Here is a 17508-nt window from a genome sequence, read left to right on the forward strand (position 1 = left end):
GGAGTCGGGAAGTCGCGCTATTATGCGGACTTCTTATCGTCCTTGATTTCTTCATAGTCGGCATCGACGACATCATCCTTGCCTTCTGCGGAAGCATCGCCGGCCTCGGCCTGCTGTGCTTCGTAGATGGCCTGACCGAGCTTCATGGAGACTTCCATGAGGGTCTGGGTCTTGGCCTGAATGTCGTCTGCATCCGGCTCAGCGGCTTCGACGGCGGTCTTCAGGCTGGCAATGGCGTCTTCGATAGCCTTGCGGTCGGTCTCGGAAACCTTGTCGCCATATTCCTTCACCGACTTCTCGGTGGAGTGGATGAGGCTTTCGGCCTGGTTCTTGGCTTCCACACCCGCACGACGCTTCTTGTCGGCTTCGGCATTGGCTTCGGCGTCCTTCACCATCTTCTCGATGTCGGCGTCGGAGAGACCGCCGGAAGCCTGGATGCGGATCTGCTGTTCCTTGCCGGTGCCCTTGTCTTTCGCCGAAACCTGCACGATGCCGTTGGCGTCGATATCGAAGGTTACTTCGATCTGCGGAACGCCACGCGGTGCCGGCGGCAGGCCGACGAGGTCGAACTGGCCGAGCAGCTTGTTGTCCTGCGCCATTTCGCGCTCACCCTGCGAGACGCGGATGGTCACGGCCGACTGGTTGTCTTCGGCGGTCGAGAAGGTCTGGCTCTTCTTGGTCGGGATCGTCGTGTTGCGATCGATCAGACGGGTGAAGACGCCACCCAGCGTTTCGATGCCGAGCGACAGCGGGGTCACGTCGAGCAGCAGAACGTCCTTGACGTCGCCCTGCAGAACGCCGGCCTGTATGGCGGCGCCCATGGCAACCACTTCATCCGGGTTCACGCCCTTGTGCGGCTCCTTGCCGAACAGCTGCTTGACGACTTCCTGCACCTTCGGCATGCGGCTCATGCCACCGACGAGAACGACTTCATCGATCTCGGAAGCGGAAACGCCGGCATCCTTGAGTGCTGCCTTGCAGGGTGCGACGGTGCGCTGCACCAGATCGTCGACCAGGCTTTCGAACTTGGCGCGGGTCAGCTTCAGCGTCAGGTGCTTCGGACCGGAAGCATCGGCCGTGATGAACGGCAGGTTGATTTCGGTCTGCTGCGAGGACGACAGCTCGATCTTCGCCTTCTCGGCAGCTTCCTTCAGGCGCTGCAGGGCAAGCTTGTCGTTCTTCAGGTCGATGCCCTGATCCTTCTTGAACTCGCCGGCCAGATACTCGACCAGACGCATGTCGAAGTCTTCACCACCAAGGAAGGTATCGCCATTGGTGGACTTCACTTCGAAGACGCCGTCGCCGATTTCCAGCACGGAAATATCGAAGGTGCCGCCGCCAAGGTCGTAAACGGCAATCGTCTTGCCGTCCTTCTTGTCGAGGCCATAGGCGAGTGCCGCCGCAGTCGGCTCGTTGATGATGCGCAGAACATCCAGACCGGCAATGCGGCCGGCATCCTTGGTTGCCTGACGCTGGGCGTCGTTGAAGTAGGCAGGAACCGTGATAACGGCCTTCTCGACCTTTTCGCCGAGATAGGATTCAGCCGTTTCCTTCATCTTCTGAAGGATCATCGCGGAAATCTGCGAAGGGGAATAGGGCTTGTCCTGCGCCTTCACCCATGCGTCGCCATTGTCACCCTTGACGATTTCAAAGGGGACCAGAGCCTTGTCCTTTTCGACAGTCGGGTCTTCATAACGGCGGCCGATCAGGCGCTTGACCGCAAACAGGGTGTTGGTCGGGTTGGTGACCGCCTGGCGCTTGGCCGGCTGGCCGACAAGGCGTTCGCCATCGTCGGAAAATGCCACCATGGACGGCGTGGTACGCGCGCCTTCCGCGTTTTCAATAACTTTCGTGTCCTTGCCGTCCATCACTGCGACGCAGGAATTGGTCGTGCCAAGGTCGATACCGATTACTTTTGCCATGCTCTTCTCTCCTTTAAGCGAGTTGCCGGAACCCCGTGAGGCATTCTTGTGGCAACTCCTTGACTTGGATTTGCAGCCTTCGCTGCTGTTATGCGGCGTATATAAGGAGCGATTTTTCCTGCTGCAAGGCGCAAGACAGGGGGAAGCGCAGCAAAAAAGCGCAGGAAACCCCTGTCTGTGCAGAAGCATAGCCATCACGGCTTGCGGAAGCGGGAAAACGCGGCTCAGCTTATACACGGCGCTGCCGGTCGGCATCGCGGCGAGCGACCCGTTGAGACTGGCTTTTAACGGTATCGGGGTGAGGTGAAATGGCGGACAGGGTGGGATTCGAACCCACGGTACGCTTTCACGCACACACGCGTTCCAGGCGTGCGCCTTAAACCACTCGGCCACCTGTCCTTTTTCAAATCTGCATGTTTTGAAGAATGCAAATCACTGGAACGGCGCGATATATACCGATGAATTCGCAGGGATCAACACGAATCTGACAGTTTTTTGAAATGTCGGCAATTTCCTGTGTTCCGATGCGATTGCAAACCGGTTTTCCCGCCTTTATCGATGCAATATAGATTTCAAAATATGGCTGCCTGACCGGCAGATCGTAAACGAGGTGTCCCTGATGAAAGCTTTTTTGCGGTTTTTGAGCTTTCTTTTCCTCGTGGCGGCGGTTTTTCTGGGTGTGCTCGATTCGGTCCGCTCGGTTTCCACCTCCTCGGTCAACATCACCGGCATCCTGTCCGTCTGGAACTATCTGCTTCCTGCCTCGCGCACCATGGTGGAAGCGGCCATGGCTCACTATATTCACCCTGAAGCGTGGCGCTTCATTGAAAATGCCCTGTCGGCGGTGCCCGCATTTGCCGTTTCCCTGGCGCTTTCCCTGCTCTGCTGGATGGCGGGTTACAGGAAACACAAGGCGATGAGGCGTTTATCGGCCTGACTTGTATCTGTCGAAATGGGTGCCCGCAGACGTGAACCATGAGAAGCGGCGGAACTGGCCGCATGGAGGACCGAATGTTCCTGTTCGATACGCTTTCAAAAAAAACGACGATGCCGACCGAAGAAACCGCCTTGCCCGGCCGTGAAGAGGCGCTTGCGGTGCCGGAAGCCCATTTCGTCAATGGCCGGCCCTTGAAGGGGCCTTATCCGGACGGACTTGAAACCATCTATCTCGGCATGGGCTGCTTCTGGGGTGCGGAACGGTTGTTCTGGAAAACGCCAGGCGTGTGGGTGACGGCTGTGGGTTATGCCGGCGGCTTCACCCGCAACCCCACCTATCAGGAGACGACGACGGGCCAGACGGGCCACGCCGAAGTGGTCAAGGTTGTCTACGATCCGGCCGTGATCTCGCTCCCGGGCCTGCTGAAGATATTCTTCGAGGAGCATGATCCGACACAAGGGATGCGGCAGGGCAACGATGTCGGCACGACCTACCGTTCCGCCATTTACGCGACGACGGAAGGGCAGTTGCAGCAGGCGCAGAAGGCGAGCGATGCTTTTCAAGAGGCTTTGGACGAGGCCGGCCATGGCAGCGCCATCACCACCGAGATCGGGCCGCTTGAAAAGTTTTATTACGCTGAAGACTACCATCAGCAATATCTTGCCAAGAACCCGGGCGGCTACTGCGGCCTGAGGGGAACCGGCGTAAGCTGCAATATCGACTAGATTTTTTGCAGGTCGCCCCGGTGGAAAGACCAAAAAAGCGCCAGAATAAAGTTTTTCCACCGGGTCAAAAAAACCGGATGAATTTTTCATTGAGCCATGCAAGGATATGAGGCAAGCACAGCCGGGAAAACGGCTGGCGGTTCCGCAGACATTCCCGGTCAACGGGATTGCGGGAGGACCCTTATAATATCAATTGCAACAACAGGGCTGCACAATGAAAAAATCCCTTCTGACGCTTTTTGCGCTTGCCGCAATGTCGGCTTCCGCGCTCGCCGCGGATATCAAGCCGGCGCTGGTCTATGGCACGGGCGGCAAGTTCGACAAGTCGTTCAACGAGGCCGCTGCGGCCGGCGCTGAAAAGTTCAAGGCGGAAACGGGCATCGAGTTCCGCGATTTCGAACCGACCAGCGACACGCAGGGCGAACAGGCCATCCGCAACTTCGCCAGCAAGGGCTTCAATCCGGTCGTCGCCGTGTCCTTTGCCTGGACCTCGGCCATGGAAAAGGTCGCAGCAGAATTCCCTGACACCAAGTTCGTCATCGTCGATTCCGTCGTCGAACTGCCGAATGTTCGCTCCGTCGTATACAAGGAGCACGAAGGCTCCTATCTCGTCGGTCTTCTGGCCGGCATGGCCTCCAAGACCGGCAAGGTCGGCTTCATCGGCGGCATGGATATTCCGCTGATCCGTAAGTTCGCCTGTGGTTATGCGCAGGGCGCCAAGGCGGCCAACGACAAGATCGAAGTCTTCCAGAACATGACCGGCACCACGGGTGCTGCCTGGAACGATCCGGTGCGCGGCGGCGAACTCACCAAGAACCAGATCGACCAGGGTGCGGACGTGATTTACGCGGCAGCCGGTGCGACCGGTATCGGCGTGTTGCAGACCGCCGCCGACAACAAGAAGTTCTCGATCGGCGTCGATTCCAACCAGAACCACCTGCATCCGGGTTCGGTTCTGACCTCCATGGTCAAGCGCGTCGATCTGGCCGTCTACAATGCCTATAAGGATGCAAAGGACGACAAGTTCACCCCCGGCATCGTTGCGCTCGGCGTCAAGGAAGATGGCGTCGCTTACGCGGTTGACGACAACAACAAGGCTCTGATCACGCCGGAAATGACCGCCGCCGTGGACAAGGCGAAGGCCGATATCATCTCCGGCGCCGTTAAGGTTCATGACTATATGGCGGATAATTCCTGCCCGAAATGATATGATATGCACGGGGGCGCATGATGTTTTTCATCTTGCGCCCTTTTCATATCCAGCCTTCGGAGAGGTTTCGGTTTGAGTATGGACCCTGCAATCGAACTGGTGGGCATCGACAAGAAATTCGGTGCCGTTCACGCCAACAAGAATATCAATCTGACGGTCGCCAAGGGCACCATCCACGGCATCATCGGGGAAAACGGTGCCGGGAAATCGACCCTGATGTCGATCCTCTATGGCTTTTACCAAGCGGACGCCGGTGAAATCCGGGTGAATGGCACGCCCGTCGCGATCCGTGACAGCCAGACGGCCATCAATGCCGGCATCGGCATGGTGCATCAGCACTTCATGCTGGTGGAAAATTTCACCGTGCTGGAAAACGTCATGCTCGGCGCGGAAGGCGGTGCATCGCTCGCTAAGGGCCGGGCGGCGGCCCGCAAGGAGTTGCAGCGCCTAGAGGACGATTACGGTCTGGAAGTCGATCCGGATGCGGTCATCGAGGAATTGCCGGTCGGCCTGCAGCAGCGAGTCGAAATCCTCAAAGCCATGTATCGTGGCGCCGAAATCCTGATCCTCGATGAGCCGACCGGCGTTCTGACGCCGGCCGAGGCCGATCACCTTTTCAAGATACTCGGCGTCCTGCGCGAGCAGGGCAAGACCGTCATCCTCATCACCCACAAGCTGCGCGAAATCATGGCGATCACGGATTCCGTCTCCGTCATGCGCCGCGGTGAAATGGTCGCCACCCGCAAGACCTCCGAAACCAGCGTCGAGGAACTGGCCGAACTGATGGTTGGCCGCCGCGTGCTGCTCAGGGTGGAAAAGGGCGAGACGACGCCCGGCGATGTTCTGCTCTCCATCCGCAATCTGACCGTCAAGGACAGTCGCGGCGTCACCATGGTGGATGATGTCTCGCTCGATGTCCGTGCCGGTGAAATCGTCGGCATTGCCGGCGTGGCGGGCAATGGCCAGTCGGAGCTGCTCGAAGCCATCGCGGGCATCCGCAAGCCCCATTCGGGCGAGATATGGGTGGATGGCCAGAAGGTGGACCACCCCGATCCGGCAATTTTGCGCAGGCTCGGCCTCGCGCATATCCCGGAAAACCGCCACCATATGGGGCTGGTACTGAAATTCGAGGAATATGAGAACTCCATCCTCGGTTATCACCATGATGAGCGTTATGGCAAAGGGCCTTTCCTCAACCCCGAGGCCATCCGCAGGGATGCGGTCGAAAAGATCGAGAAATACGACATTCGCCCGCCGAATCCGCAGTTGAAGACCGCCAATTTTTCCGGCGGCAACCAGCAGAAGATCGTCGTCGCCCGCGAAATCGAGCGCGATCCCAAGATGCTGATCATCGGTCAGCCGACCCGCGGCGTGGATATCGGCGCCATCGAGTTCATCCATCGCCGCATCATCGAGATGCGCGATGCCGGAAAGGCGATTTTGCTGGTTTCTGTCGAACTCGATGAAATCCGTTCCCTTTCGGATCGGATCATGGTCATGTTCGCCGGTCGTGTCGTTGGAGAAAAAACGGCGGAAGCCGAAGAACAGACGCTGGGCCTGATGATGGCCGGCATCGCCGCATGAGGCATGAATGAGCACCGCTTCCGTACCCCTACCAAACTGGATCAGCTACGGCCTGCTGCCTTTGCTGAACGTTGTTACTGCCTTTCTGATTTCCGGCCTCGTTGTCTGGTCTATCGGTGAAAGCCCGCTGGCGGCGCTGCGCCTGCTCATCGAAGGTGCGCTCGGCCGTGGCGATGCCATCGGCTTCACGCTGTTCTACACGACGAGCTTCATCTTCACCGGCCTTTCGGTCGCCGTGGCCTTCCATGCCGGCCTCTTCAACATCGGTTCGGAAGGTCAGGCCTATATTGGCGGGCTGGGTGCTGCGCTGGTGGCGCTGGCGCTCGACCGTTACGTGCCGTGGTATGTGACGATGCCTTTCGCCGTCATCGGTGCCGCGCTTTTCGGCGCGGCCTGGGCCTTCATTCCGGCATGGTTGCAGGCAAAACGCGGCAGCCACGTCGTCATCACCACCATCATGTTCAACTTCATCGCAGCTGCACTGATGGTCTATCTGCTGGTGAATGTGCTGATCGTGCCGGGCAAGATGGCGCCGGAAACGCGCACCTTCCTGCCGGGCGGGCAATTGCCGAAATTGGACTGGCTGATGGCGCTGTTCGGCCTCAAGCTCGGGCCGGCGCCGTTCAACGTCTCCTTCATCATCGCGCTGGTCATGTGTTTCCTCGTCTGGGTGCTGATCTGGCGCACCAAGCTCGGTTATGAGATGCGCACGCTCGGCATCAGCCCGTCGGCCGCCATCTATGCCGGCATTCCCTATGCGCGCACGGTCATCATCGCCATGCTGATTTCCGGCGGTCTGGCGGGCATGATGGCGCTGAACCCGGTCATGGGCGCTTCCGCCCGCCTGCAGGTGGAATTTGTCGGCGGTGCTGGCTTCGTGGGCATCGCCGTGTCGCTGATGGGGCGAAGCCATCCGCTCGGCATCATCTTCGCGGCATTGCTGTTCGGTATTCTCTATCAGGGCGGTGCGGATCTTTCTTTCGAGATGCCGAACATTACCCGCGAGATGATCGTGGTCATTCAGGGTCTGGTGATCCTGTTTGCCGGCGCGCTGGAATATATGTACCGGCCGGCGGTCGTCCGCATCTACCAGCGTTTGGCAAAGGGGTGAGCTGATATGGATTTCTTCGATATGCTGGTCAGCATCCTCGGCTCGACCGTCCGTCTCACCATCCCGCTGCTCTTCACCGCACTTGCCGGGCTCTTTTCCGAACGCGCGGGCGTGTTCGATATCGGCCTTGAAGGCAAGATGCTGGCGGCGGCCTTCGCCTCCGCCTGCGTCGCCTATCTCACGGCAGATCCATGGGCCGGTCTGCTGGCGGGCATCACTGTTTCCATCCTCTTCTCGTTGATCCATGGTTTCGCCGTCATCACCAATCGCGGCAACCAGATCGTGTCGGGCGTGGCGCTGAACTTCATCGCCGCCGGCCTGACGGTGGTTCTGGGGCAAGCCTGGTTCGGGCAGGGCGGCCGCACGCCGCAATTGCCGTCCGAGGGCCGCTTTGCGCCGATCATCCTGCCGGGTGCGGATGCGATGCGCGAGGTGCCCTTCATCGGCCCGCTCTATGCCAATGTCATTTCCGGCAACAATATCCTCACCTATCTCGCCTTTCTGGCGGTGCCGCTGTCCTGGTGGGTGCTTTACCGTACCCGTTTCGGCCTTCGCTTGCGCGCCGTTGGTGAAAACCCGGGTGCGGTGGATACGGCCGGCATTTCGGTGACATGGATGCGTTTCCGCGCCGTCATCGTCGCCGGTTTCCTCTGCGGTTTTTCAGGCGCCTATCTCGCCGTTGCGCAGTCGGCGGCCTTCATCGCCAACATGTCGGCCGGCAAGGGCTATATAGCGCTTGCGGCGCTGATCTTCGCGAAATGGAAGCCGGTGCCGGTCATGTTCGCCTGCCTGCTTTTCGGTTTTCTGGATGCCTTCGCCAACTTCATGCAGGGCAAATCCGTGCCCGGTATCGGCGAGGTGCCGGTGCAGATTTTCCAGGCCATGCCCTATATTCTGACCTGCATCCTGCTTGCCGGTTTCATCGGCGTCGCCAAGCCCCCCAAGGCCGGTGGCGTTGCCTATGCGAAGGAGCGTTAAATCCATGTCCCGAGATCCGATGTCCCATGCCCTGTTCGAGGCAGCGGTGGAGGCCATGGCCTTTGCCCACGCGCCCTATTCGAAATTTCCGGTCGGTGCGGCGATCCGCGCCGAAGACGGCAAGATTTACAAGGGCGCCAACATCGAGAACCTCTCCTTCCCGCAGGGCTGGTGCGCTGAACCTTCCGCCATCAGCGCCATGATCATGGGTGGGGCAAAGAAGATCAGCGAAATCGCGGTCATCGCCGAAAAGCTTGCTCTTTGCCCACCCTGCGGCGGCTGCCGGCAGAAGATCGCCGAATTCGCGACGCCGGACACGAAAGTCTATCTCTGCGACGAAACCGGCGTGCAGAAGGTCATGACCATGGAAGAGCTTTTGCCCTTCAGCTTCAAGACAGAGCTGCCCTGATGCCGGATACGCTGATCGATATTCTGGTGGAGCGCCTGAACGGCCTGATGCCGCGCGTCGCCATTGTCCTCGGCTCGGGCCTCGGTTCGCTGGTGGAAGACGTCAGCGATCCGATCCGGGTGCCCTATGCCGAACTTCCCGGTTTTCCCGCAAGCGGCGTTTCCGGCCATGCGGGCGAGCTGGTGGCGGGATATCTTGGGGGTGAGCCGGTCATGATGCTCTCCGGCCGGGTGCATTATTACGAAAAGGGCGATCCGTCCGCCATGCGCGCGATCATCGGGGCGCTGGCCGGTCTCGGCGTGCAGTCGCTCATCCTCACCAATTCGGCAGGTTCGGTCAGACAGGATATGCCGCCCGGCTCGGTCATGCAGATCACCGATCACATCAACTATTCCGGCATGAACCCGCTGATCGGCGAGGAAAGCGACCGCCGCTTCGTCGGCATGACCACCGCTTACGATCCCGATCTGATGCTTGCCATGCGCAACGCCGCCATCCGTGCCACAGTGCCTTTGTTCGGCGGCGTCTATATGTGGTTTTCCGGCCCGAGCTTCGAAACACCGGCGGAAATCCGCATGGCGCGGCTGCTGGGGGCGGATGCCGTTGGCATGTCCACCGTGCCGGAAGTCATCCTTGCGCGCTTTTTCGGGATGCGCGTCGCCGCCGCATCGGTTATTACCAATTACGGTGCCGGCATGACCGGCGCGGAACTGAGCCATGAAGAAACCAAGGACATGGCTCCCGTGGGCGGCAAGAGGCTTGCCGCCATTCTGAAGGAAATGATCGCAGGAGGAGCGTGACCATGGAACTCCAGCGTCCGCGCGAAGCGGCTGCCCTCACCCTGTCCTTGCTGGACCTGACCAATCTCAAGGAAGACTGCACGCCCGAGCAGATTGCCGCTCTGTGCCAGCGGGCGCATACAGAGTATGGCAATACGGCCGCAATCTGCATCTGGCCGCGCTTCGTGGCGCAGGCCCGTGCGGCGTTTGGAAAAGACCACGCTATCCGCATCGCCACGGTCGTCAATTTTCCTTCGGGCGATCTCGACATCGCGACCGTGGTTGCGGAAACCGAGGCGGCGATCCGCGACGGCGCTGACGAAATCGATCTCGTCATTCCCTATCGCAAATTCATAGCCGGCGATGAAACGGCGGTGTCCACCATGGTGGCGGCCGTTCGCAAGGCCTGCGTTGCACCCGTGCTGCTCAAGGTCATTCTTGAAACCGGCGAGTTGAAGGACAAGGCGCTCATCCGTCGCGCATCGGAACTCGCCATTGCCGAAGGGGCCGATTTCATCAAGACCTCGACCGGCAAGGTTGCCATCAACGCCACGCTGGAGGCCGCCGACATCATGTTGCAGGCGATCCGCGACAGCCGGCAGAAGGTGGGCTTCAAGCCCGCCGGCGGCATCGGCACGGTGGAGGACGCCACGCTTTACCTCAGGCTTGCGGAAACCATCATGGCGCCCAACTGGGCCATGCCGTCCACCTTCCGTTTCGGCGCTTCCGGTGTTCTCGATGATGTGCTGAACGTGCTGGCCGGCGGCGAGCCCGCCAAGGCCGCCAGCGGGTATTGAGCTTGATCCCGCAGGAAATCATCCGGCGCAAACGCGATGGCCTGTCACTTGAGCCTCGGGAGATTGCCGCTTTCATAGAGGCGCTTTCGAAAGACGGCATCTCTGAAGGGCAGGCGGCTGCTTTTGCCATGGCGGTCTTCTTTCGCGGCATGAACCGGGATGAGATGGTGGCGCTGACCCTGGCGATGCGCGACAGCGGTGAGGTCCTGTCCTGGAGCGATCTCGGCAGGCCGGTGGCGGACAAGCATTCCACCGGCGGCGTCGGCGATAATGTCTCCCTGATGCTCGCCCCCATCGTGGCCGCCTGCGGTCTCGCCGTGCCGATGATTTCCGGCCGGGGCCTTGGCCATACCGGCGGCACGCTGGACAAGCTGGAAGCGATCCCCGCTTACGACGTCATGCCGGACGAGGCGTTGTTTCGCCGGACGGTAAAGACGGTCGGCTGCGCCATCATCGGCCAGACGGGCGATCTCGCCCCAGCCGATAAACGCCTCTATGCCATTCGCGATGTGACCGCGACGGTGGATTCCATACCGCTGATCACGGCCTCCATCCTGTCGAAAAAGCTTGCGGCCGGGCTACAGACGCTGGTTCTGGATGTGAAGGTCGGCAACGGTGCTTTCATGCAGAGCGTCGAGGATGCCCGCAATCTCGCCCACGCGCTGGTCGATGTGGCGAACGGCGCAGGCCTGCCGACAACGGCGCTGATAACCGACATGAACGAGCCGCTTGGCGATGCCGCCGGCAATGCGGTCGAAATCGTCAATTGTCTGGATTTTCTGGCCGGCCGCAAGGCAGGCACCCGTCTTGAAAAGGTCGTCCTGTCCTTTGCGGCGGAAATGCTGATGCAGGCGCAAAAGGCGGCCACGCTGGAGGAAGGAGAGGCGCTGGCGTCAGCTGCGCTCTCCTCCGGCCGGGCGTTGGAAATCTTTGCACGGATGGTTTCGGCACTCGGCGGCCCATCGGATTTCGTTGAGCATCCGTCCCGTTATCTGCCCTCTGCGCCGGTCATTCTCCCGGTTCTGGCGGAGCGCAGCGGGTTGCTCGCCTCCTGCGCCACGCGCGATCTTGGCATGGTTGTCGTTGAACTCGGTGGCGGCAGGAAAAAGCCATCGGACACGATCAATCCTTCCGTCGGTATCTCGGACATCCTGCCGCTCGGCGCGAAAGTGGAAAAGGGCGCGCGGATCGCTACCGTTCATGCCGCTTCGAGGGACGAAGCGCAACATGCCATGAAAAGGGTAGCTGCCTGCTACGGAATTGCTGACAGCGCGCCTGAGATCGGTGCGGCCGTTCTTGAGCGGATCACCTGACCAGCCGCATCTCGCCGCCCGATACCTTGAAGGACGATAGTTGTTTGAGGAAGCTCATGCCGATCAGCATGTTGCCGAGCGCATTGTCCTTCAGCACCATGGCGTCGACATTCTGAACCCGGATAGTGCCTATCTCCACCCGGTCCAGTTTCACATAGGCAGCCATGGTCTGACCATTCGCCGTTGAAATCGCATATTTATAATCGAGGCTGTTGACGCCGTAACCGAGCCGGCGCGCAATCGTCTCGTTGATGGCGACCATGGAAGCGCCGGTATCGACAAGCCCGTCGAAGGATTTGCCGTTGACGCGGAAGGCGGCATTGAAGTGGCCGCGCGCATCCGCTTTCAGACTGACGCCGCCAAGGGAGACGGACTCCGGCTTGGCTGCTTCGGGTCTGGCTTCCGCTTTCTCGATGCTGGCTTCCGGGCGCGGCTGAAATTTTTCCACCAGAGCCGGAATCTGCGTCGCACCGACCGAAAGCCCAACAAGCAGAAAAATCGCGCGCGTCAGCAAGTCTTTGCTCCTCCAGGGGCAGGTTATTCTTGCCCAGAATAGACGCAAAACATGCTGAATCCTTAAAAGAAAAAGCCATTCGCCGCTGGTGGAAGCGGCGAATGGCTCAAACGGTTAAGCGATGATGAACGGGTTTATTTAGTGCCGTACATGCGGTCGCCGGCATCGCCGAGACCGGGAACGATATAACCCTTCTCGTTCAGATGGCTGTCGATCGCGGCGGTGTAGATATGCACATCGGGATGCGCTTCACGGAAGTTCTTGATGCCCTCGGGCGCCGCCAGCAGACACAGGAAGCGGATGTTCTTCGCACCGCGCTCCTTCAGCTTCTCAACGGCGGCGATAGAGGAATTGCCGGTTGCCAGCATCGGATCGACAACGATGATAAGGCGCGCATCGAGGCTTTCTGGAGCCTTGAAGTAATATTCGACGGCTTCCAGCGTGTCATGATCGCGATAAACACCGATATGGGAAACACGCGCCGAAGGCACGAGCTCGAGCATGCCTTCCAAGAGGCCGTTGCCGGCGCGCAGGATGGAGGCGAAAACCAGCTTCTTGCCTTCGAGCACGGGGGCCTCGATGGTTTCGAGCGGCGTATCGATGGTTTCCATCGTCATCTCAAGGTCGCGCGTCACTTCATAGCAGAGCAGCGTCGAAATTTCCCTGAGCAGGCGGCGGAAGCCGGCGGTGGAAGTTTCCTTCTTGCGCATGATGGTAAGTTTGTGCCGCACCAGCGGATGTTCGATGACTGTGACGCCGTCCATGAAACTGGCCTTCCTTTTATCTTATGCCCTGTAATTCACCGAAAGTGCGTTTTTCGCAAGCCTTCTTCGCGGTTTTACCCCCGCGAACCGCAGCGTCAGGCGCCATCGAGTTTCGCAAGCAGTCGCGCACGTGTTGCCTCGTCCACGAAGGCGCATTCCAGTGCGGTCCGTGTCATGCGATTGATCTCGGCATCGCTGAAGCCGAACTCGTCCGCAGCCAGCGCATATTCCCGTGCAAGCGACGTGAAGAAGAACGGCGGGTCGTCGGAACTGATGCAGACGCGCACCCCGGCGTCGCTCAGAGCTTTCAGCGGGTGGCTGGCAAAATCGGGATAGACGTTGAGCGCGATGTTAGAGCCGGGGCAGACTTCCAGAACCGTTCCCGCCTCGACCAGCCGGGCGATGAGACCGGCATCTTCGATGGCGCGCACGCCATGCCCGATGCGGGACGGCTTGACGAGGTCGAGCGCATCGGCAACGCTTTCCGGTCCGCAAACCTCGCCGGCATGAATGGTCAGCCCAAGGCCGGCATCGCGGGCGATGTCGAAGGCGGGTGCATAATCGGCGACGCGGCCCATGCGCTCCTCGCCGGCCATGTTGAAGCCCGTCACCAGCGGATGTTGAGCGCGTGCCGCAAATTCCGCCGCGGCGATTACCCGTTCCGGGCCGAAATGGCGCTCGCCGGTGACAATGATGCGGGTTTCGATCCCCGTTTTTTCCCTTGCGATGCGGATGCCTTCGGCAATGCCGGCCAGATAGGCGTCGGCGCCAAGCCCGATGCGGTCGCCGTGATCGGGCGAAATGATCAGCTCGCTATAGATGGTATTGGCTTGCGCAAGTTCGGTCAGGTAGGTTTCAGTCAGGACGGCATAATCCTCATCCGTCTTGAACACCTGCGCCACCGCGTCATAACAACGGATGAATTCGGCGAAATCCGACCAGACATATTGGCCGTCCCTCAGAAAACCGCTGGTGTCGATACCGTATTTCTCCGCCTGTTTAGCGACGAGGGCGGGCGGGGCCGCACCTTCGATGTGGCAGTGAATTTCCGCCTTCAGCAAATGCGATGTCAAATGAAGCTCCTGCCGTGAGAACCGGCCTCGATGCCAAGATGGTGGGCGATGCTTTCGCCGATATCGGCGTAGCTTGAACGGATGCCGACATCGCGTGAGCGAATGCCCGGTCCGAATGCCATGATCGGCACCCTTTCCCGTGTATGGTCGGTGCCCCGCCAGGTGGGGTCGCAACCGTGATCGGCGGTCAGAAGGGCGATGTCACCCGGCGCCATCTTGCGATGGATTTCGGGGATTCGCGCATCGAAGGCCTCAAGGGCGGCGGCGTAACCGGCAACGTCCCGGCGATGGCCATAAAGCATGTCGAAATCGACGAAATTGGTGAAGACGAGATCGCCGTTTTCGGCCTCATCGATAGCCTGCAACGTCGCATCCATCAGGGCGCTGTTGCCATTTGCCTTGATGACGCGCGTCACACCCTGATGGGCGTAGATATCGCCGATCTTGCCGATGGCGTGCACTTTTCGGCCGGCCTCCACAAGCCTGTCGAGCAGGGTCGGTTCCGGTGGCAGAACGGAGAAATCGCGACGGTTGCCGGTGCGTTCGAAGGTCGCCACCGTTTCGCCGATGAAGGGGCGGGCGATGACGCGGCCGATATTCAAAGGATCGAGCAGCTTGCGCACCGTCTCGCAGAGCGAGATGAGGCGCTCCAGACCGAAATGCGTTTCGTGCGCGGCGATCTGGAAAACGGAATCGGATGAGGTGTAGCAGATCGGTTTACCGGTCCTGATATGCTCTTCGCCGAGCGCAGCGATGATCTCGGTACCGGAAGCATGGCAATTGCCGAGGATGCCGGGAATATTAGCCTCCCTGCAGATCGCCTCCACCAGTTCCGGCGAAAACGCATCGCCTTCCGTCGGGAAATATCCCCAGTCGAAGGTGACGGGCGTACCGGCGATCTCCCAGTGGCCGGACGGCGTGTCCTTGCCCTTGGAGATTTCGCTGGCGGAACCGTGCAGGCCGAAAATGCGCTCCGGCGGTTCCATGCCGGCGGGAATGTCGCCGCTTGCCTGCCGCGCAATCTCCAGCAGGCCGAGCGAACACATGTTCGGCAGTTTTAACGGACCCGAGCGAAGCCCCGCTTTGTTGGCAGCGCCTGCTGCACAGAATTCCGCGATATGGCCGAGCGTGTTTGCGCCAAGATCGCCATAGCGCTCCGCGTCGGGTGCGCCGCCGACGCCGAAGGAATCCAGAACGAGAAGAAATGCTCTTGCCATAACTCACCGAAACAAAATGCGCCGACGGGCAATGTCAGGCCGAACTGTCGTTATAGATCAGCAAAACGTGAAGAAGAAAGTGATTTTATGAACCATCCGGTAAAACCGGCTGCTCAATCCTCGTCCCGTTTCGGTTTGGGGGCGTTGAGGTTGCGCAGGACATACCAGCCCGCAGCCACCACCATCGCCGCCAGAATATACCACGTAACGGCATAGGAGAGATGGTTGTTGGGGAAGGTGAGCATGGTCTTGCCGCCGACCGGCAGGCCGCCCGGATTGGGTGTCGCATCGGCATCGACATAAAACGGCGCGACATCGGAAAGGCCGGATGCCTGCGAGATTTGCGGGATGTTGCGGGAATACCAGCGGCCATTTGCCGGATCGTTGGTGCGCAGGAAAAGCCCACCGGTTTCGGGCGCGCGCATCAGCCCGACGACCTCGACATTTCCGGCCGGTTCGCCTTCCTGGCGGGAGGACGGGTCGCGCCTGTCGGACGGCACGAAGCCGCGATTGACGATGATGCTGGAGCCATCGTCCCGCTTGAGCGGCGTCATCACCCAGTAACCGGGGCCGAGGTCCGTGACCGTATAGACCTGAACCTCCCTGTCATTGAGGAAGGTGCCGGACAGTTTCACACGGCGATATTCGTATTCCGCCGGATCGCCGAGCGCCGGCCATTCTTTGGCGGCAGGGGCGTCGACGGGATCGGCATGGGCACGGGCTTCGACCCGCTCGATAAGATCGAGCTTCCAGGAAAGGCGCTTGACCTGCCAGGTGCCGAGCGCAAGCAGCAGACCCGTCAGAACAACGGTCAGGAACAGGACGACGATGGCCGCAGGGCGGATGCGCCGGTTATGGGGTGTGGTTTCGCTCATGTCACGGTCCTTGCGAAGCGCGCCCGGCAGAGACCGGTCTGCTTTGGCGGGTGTCCCGGAGCATTTCCAGGAAAAGTGGAACCCGGTTTCCGTCCGGAAATGCGCTAAAACAAAGAGTTAGGGTGTTTTCGCGATTCGAGGAAAAGCGAAAAAACTCTAGCGCCCGCATGCGCTCCTTCCAGCAAATAACCCCATAAATCGCACCAGGATTCATGGGGTTATGTGTTGGCGCGAAGGCGGCCCGCCGGAAACCCGGCAGGCCGTAGGTCTCTGCTGCTCAGGGCAGGTTTTTCACATCCTCGATGTGCAGCGGCATCATGTTCTTGTTCATGTTGTACATGACCCAGAGCGAGCCGGAGAGCGTGATCAGGAGCACCACGACGGTGAAGATCAGCGCCATGAAGGTCCAGCCGCCTTCGGACTTGGTGTCCATGTGCAGGAAGTAGATCATGTGCACAAAAATCTGGATGACGCCGAGACCCATGATGGCGATGACCAGCAGGGTCTTGTTTTCAAGAACGTCGCCCATGACCAGCCAGAAGGGGATCGCCGTCAGGATAACCGACAGGACGAAGCCGATCATGTAGCTCTTGAAGGTGCCATGGCTCGCGCCATCATGGTGATGATGGTCGTCGCCATGCGCGTCGTGATGTGCGTGTGCTTCGGAACTCATCAAAGAACTCCCATGAGGTAAACGAAGGAGAAGACGCCGATCCAGATGACGTCAAGGAAGTGCCAGAACATCGACAGGCACATCAGGCGGCGCTTGTTTGCCGCGATCAGGCCGTGCTTGGCGACCTGGAACATGAGCGTGACGAGCCAGATGATGCCGAAGGTGACGTGCAGACCGTGCGTGCCGACCAGCGCGAAGAAGGCCGACAGGAACGCCGAACGCTGCGGACCGGCACCTTCCGCGATCAGGTGATGGAACTCGTAGAGTTCGACCGCGAGGAAGGCGAGGCCGAAGAGGCCGGTCACACCCAGCCAGACCAGCGTGGCCTTTACCTTCTGCTTTTCCATTTCCAGCATGGCGAAGCCATAGGTGATGGAGGAGAAAAGCAGGAAGCCGGTATTGATCGCCACCAGCTTCAGGTCGAACAGGTCGGCACCGGAAGGGCCGGCCGCATAGTTGCGGCCGACAACGGCATAGGTGGCAAACAGCGTCGCGAAGATAAGGCAGTCGCTCATCAGGTAGAGCCAGAAGCCCAGCGAGGTGCCGTTCTCCGGGTGATGGTCTTCCTTCAGGTAGAAGACCGGTGGTTCAGCGCCGTCGACGCTTTGTGCAGGTGTATGAGACATG

General features: G+C 59.9%; 18 protein-coding genes and 1 tRNA gene. 10 read left to right on the top strand and 9 right to left on the bottom strand.

The window, feature by feature from the left end:
* Positions 1-20 precede the first annotated feature (20 nt).
* A complete protein-coding gene (dnaK, locus tag RAC79_RS00140) occupies positions 21-1922 on the bottom strand; it encodes a molecular chaperone DnaK (protein ID WP_003524342.1) in 1902 nt (633 codons plus the stop codon).
* 309 nt (positions 1923-2231) lie between these two features.
* A tRNA-Ser gene (locus tag RAC79_RS00145) sits at positions 2232-2321 on the bottom strand.
* A gap of 220 nt (positions 2322-2541) precedes the next feature.
* Here RAC79_RS00145 and RAC79_RS00150 point away from each other — a divergent pair.
* From RAC79_RS00150 to deoA, 10 genes are all read left to right on the top strand, one after another.
* Positions 2542-2859, top strand: a complete 318-nt coding sequence (locus RAC79_RS00150) for a hypothetical protein (RefSeq protein ID WP_003524345.1) — start codon at positions 2542-2544, stop codon at positions 2857-2859.
* Positions 2860-2933: 74 nt separating this feature from the next.
* On the top strand, positions 2934-3584 hold the full coding sequence (gene msrA, locus RAC79_RS00155; protein ID WP_142844305.1) for a peptide-methionine (S)-S-oxide reductase MsrA: 651 nt from the start codon (positions 2934-2936) through the stop codon (positions 3582-3584).
* A 214-nt stretch (positions 3585-3798) separates the two neighbouring features.
* Entirely contained in the window at positions 3799-4791 is a 993-nt protein-coding gene (locus tag RAC79_RS00160) for a BMP family protein (protein ID WP_003524348.1), read from the top strand.
* Between the two features lie 81 nt (positions 4792-4872).
* Positions 4873-6378 (top strand): ABC transporter ATP-binding protein, encoded by a 1506-nt coding sequence (locus tag RAC79_RS00165; RefSeq protein WP_374996851.1) that lies wholly within the window; start codon positions 4873-4875, stop codon positions 6376-6378.
* A 7-nt stretch (positions 6379-6385) separates the two neighbouring features.
* The gene (locus RAC79_RS00170) at positions 6386-7489 is read left to right on the top strand and encodes an ABC transporter permease (RefSeq protein ID WP_003524352.1); all 1104 of its coding nucleotides are present in this window, start codon (positions 6386-6388) and stop codon (positions 7487-7489) included.
* Between the two features lie 6 nt (positions 7490-7495).
* The gene (locus tag RAC79_RS00175) at positions 7496-8467 is read left to right on the top strand and encodes an ABC transporter permease (RefSeq protein WP_003493080.1); all 972 of its coding nucleotides are present in this window, start codon (positions 7496-7498) and stop codon (positions 8465-8467) included.
* Between the two features lie 19 nt (positions 8468-8486).
* A complete protein-coding gene (locus tag RAC79_RS00180) occupies positions 8487-8876 on the top strand; it encodes a cytidine deaminase (RefSeq protein ID WP_003524353.1) in 390 nt (129 codons plus the stop codon).
* A complete protein-coding gene (locus tag RAC79_RS00185) occupies positions 8876-9676 on the top strand; it encodes a purine-nucleoside phosphorylase (RefSeq protein WP_127756659.1) in 801 nt (266 codons plus the stop codon). The genes RAC79_RS00180 and RAC79_RS00185 overlap by 1 nt, the downstream gene beginning before the upstream one ends.
* Before the next feature lie 2 nt (positions 9677-9678).
* The gene (deoC, locus tag RAC79_RS00190) at positions 9679-10452 is read left to right on the top strand and encodes a deoxyribose-phosphate aldolase (RefSeq protein WP_003524355.1); all 774 of its coding nucleotides are present in this window, start codon (positions 9679-9681) and stop codon (positions 10450-10452) included.
* A complete protein-coding gene (gene deoA, locus RAC79_RS00195; protein ID WP_080855763.1) occupies positions 10449-11765 on the top strand; it encodes a thymidine phosphorylase in 1317 nt (438 codons plus the stop codon). Before deoC ends, deoA begins: the two co-directional genes overlap by 4 nt.
* On the opposite strand, the gene RAC79_RS00200 is transcribed toward deoA, so the two are convergent.
* The 7 genes from RAC79_RS00200 to cyoC all read right to left on the bottom strand — a co-directional run bounded on the left by RAC79_RS00200 (position 11758) and on the right by cyoC (position 17507).
* Positions 11758-12279, bottom strand: a complete 522-nt coding sequence (locus RAC79_RS00200) for a TIGR02281 family clan AA aspartic protease (protein ID WP_080855764.1) — start codon at positions 12277-12279, stop codon at positions 11758-11760. The genes deoA and RAC79_RS00200 overlap by 8 nt on opposite strands.
* 134 nt (positions 12280-12413) lie before the next feature.
* Positions 12414-13043: a uracil phosphoribosyltransferase gene (gene upp, locus RAC79_RS00205; protein WP_003524359.1), complete on the bottom strand. Its 630-nt coding sequence runs from the start codon at positions 13041-13043 to the stop codon at positions 12414-12416.
* A gap of 95 nt (positions 13044-13138) precedes the next feature.
* Positions 13139-14116: an adenosine deaminase gene (locus RAC79_RS00210; protein WP_080855765.1), complete on the bottom strand. Its 978-nt coding sequence runs from the start codon at positions 14114-14116 to the stop codon at positions 13139-13141.
* Positions 14113-15333 carry a phosphopentomutase gene (locus tag RAC79_RS00215; RefSeq protein ID WP_065654760.1) on the bottom strand — a complete coding sequence of 407 codons (1221 nt, stop codon included), beginning with the start codon at positions 15331-15333 and terminating at the stop codon, positions 14113-14115. Before RAC79_RS00215 ends, RAC79_RS00210 begins: the two co-directional genes overlap by 4 nt.
* A 113-nt stretch (positions 15334-15446) precedes the next feature.
* A complete protein-coding gene (locus tag RAC79_RS00220; protein ID WP_174038693.1) occupies positions 15447-16208 on the bottom strand; it encodes an SURF1 family protein in 762 nt (253 codons plus the stop codon).
* A 277-nt stretch (positions 16209-16485) separates the two neighbouring features.
* Complete coding sequence (cyoD, locus tag RAC79_RS00225; protein ID WP_003514416.1) at positions 16486-16881, bottom strand: cytochrome o ubiquinol oxidase subunit IV; 396 nt, start codon at positions 16879-16881, stop codon at positions 16486-16488.
* Positions 16881-17507 carry a cytochrome o ubiquinol oxidase subunit III gene (gene cyoC / locus RAC79_RS00230; protein WP_003524364.1) on the bottom strand — a complete coding sequence of 209 codons (627 nt, stop codon included), beginning with the start codon at positions 17505-17507 and terminating at the stop codon, positions 16881-16883. Before cyoC ends, cyoD begins: the two co-directional genes overlap by 1 nt.
* Between the last annotated feature and the right edge of the window lies 1 nt (position 17508).

It is taken from the genome of Agrobacterium sp. LR_9, assembly GCF_041954855.1.
Taxonomy (GTDB): Bacteria; Pseudomonadota; Alphaproteobacteria; order Rhizobiales; family Rhizobiaceae; genus Agrobacterium; species Agrobacterium leguminum.

Coding starts and splice junctions, on each gene's coding strand:
- dnaK (WP_003524342.1), bottom strand. CDS start 1,922: ATGGCAAAAGTAATCGGTATCGACCTTGGCACGACCAATTCCTGCGTC.
- RAC79_RS00150 (WP_003524345.1), top strand. CDS start 2,542: ATGAAAGCTTTTTTGCGGTTTTTGAGCTTTCTTTTCCTCGTGGCGGCG.
- msrA (WP_142844305.1), top strand. CDS start 2,934: ATGTTCCTGTTCGATACGCTTTCAAAAAAAACGACGATGCCGACCGAA.
- RAC79_RS00160 (WP_003524348.1), top strand. CDS start 3,799: ATGAAAAAATCCCTTCTGACGCTTTTTGCGCTTGCCGCAATGTCGGCT.
- RAC79_RS00165 (WP_374996851.1), top strand. CDS start 4,873: ATGGACCCTGCAATCGAACTGGTGGGCATCGACAAGAAATTCGGTGCC.
- RAC79_RS00170 (WP_003524352.1), top strand. CDS start 6,386: ATGAGCACCGCTTCCGTACCCCTACCAAACTGGATCAGCTACGGCCTG.
- RAC79_RS00175 (WP_003493080.1), top strand. CDS start 7,496: ATGGATTTCTTCGATATGCTGGTCAGCATCCTCGGCTCGACCGTCCGT.
- RAC79_RS00180 (WP_003524353.1), top strand. CDS start 8,487: ATGTCCCATGCCCTGTTCGAGGCAGCGGTGGAGGCCATGGCCTTTGCC.
- RAC79_RS00185 (WP_127756659.1), top strand. CDS start 8,876: ATGCCGGATACGCTGATCGATATTCTGGTGGAGCGCCTGAACGGCCTG.
- deoC (WP_003524355.1), top strand. CDS start 9,679: ATGGAACTCCAGCGTCCGCGCGAAGCGGCTGCCCTCACCCTGTCCTTG.
- upp (WP_003524359.1), bottom strand. CDS start 13,043: ATGGACGGCGTCACAGTCATCGAACATCCGCTGGTGCGGCACAAACTT.
- RAC79_RS00215 (WP_065654760.1), bottom strand. CDS start 15,333: ATGGCAAGAGCATTTCTTCTCGTTCTGGATTCCTTCGGCGTCGGCGGC.
- RAC79_RS00220 (WP_174038693.1), bottom strand. CDS start 16,208: ATGAGCGAAACCACACCCCATAACCGGCGCATCCGCCCTGCGGCCATC.
- cyoD (WP_003514416.1), bottom strand. CDS start 16,881: ATGAGTTCCGAAGCACACGCACATCACGACGCGCATGGCGACGACCAT.
- cyoC (WP_003524364.1), bottom strand. CDS start 17,507: ATGTCTCATACACCTGCACAAAGCGTCGACGGCGCTGAACCACCGGTC.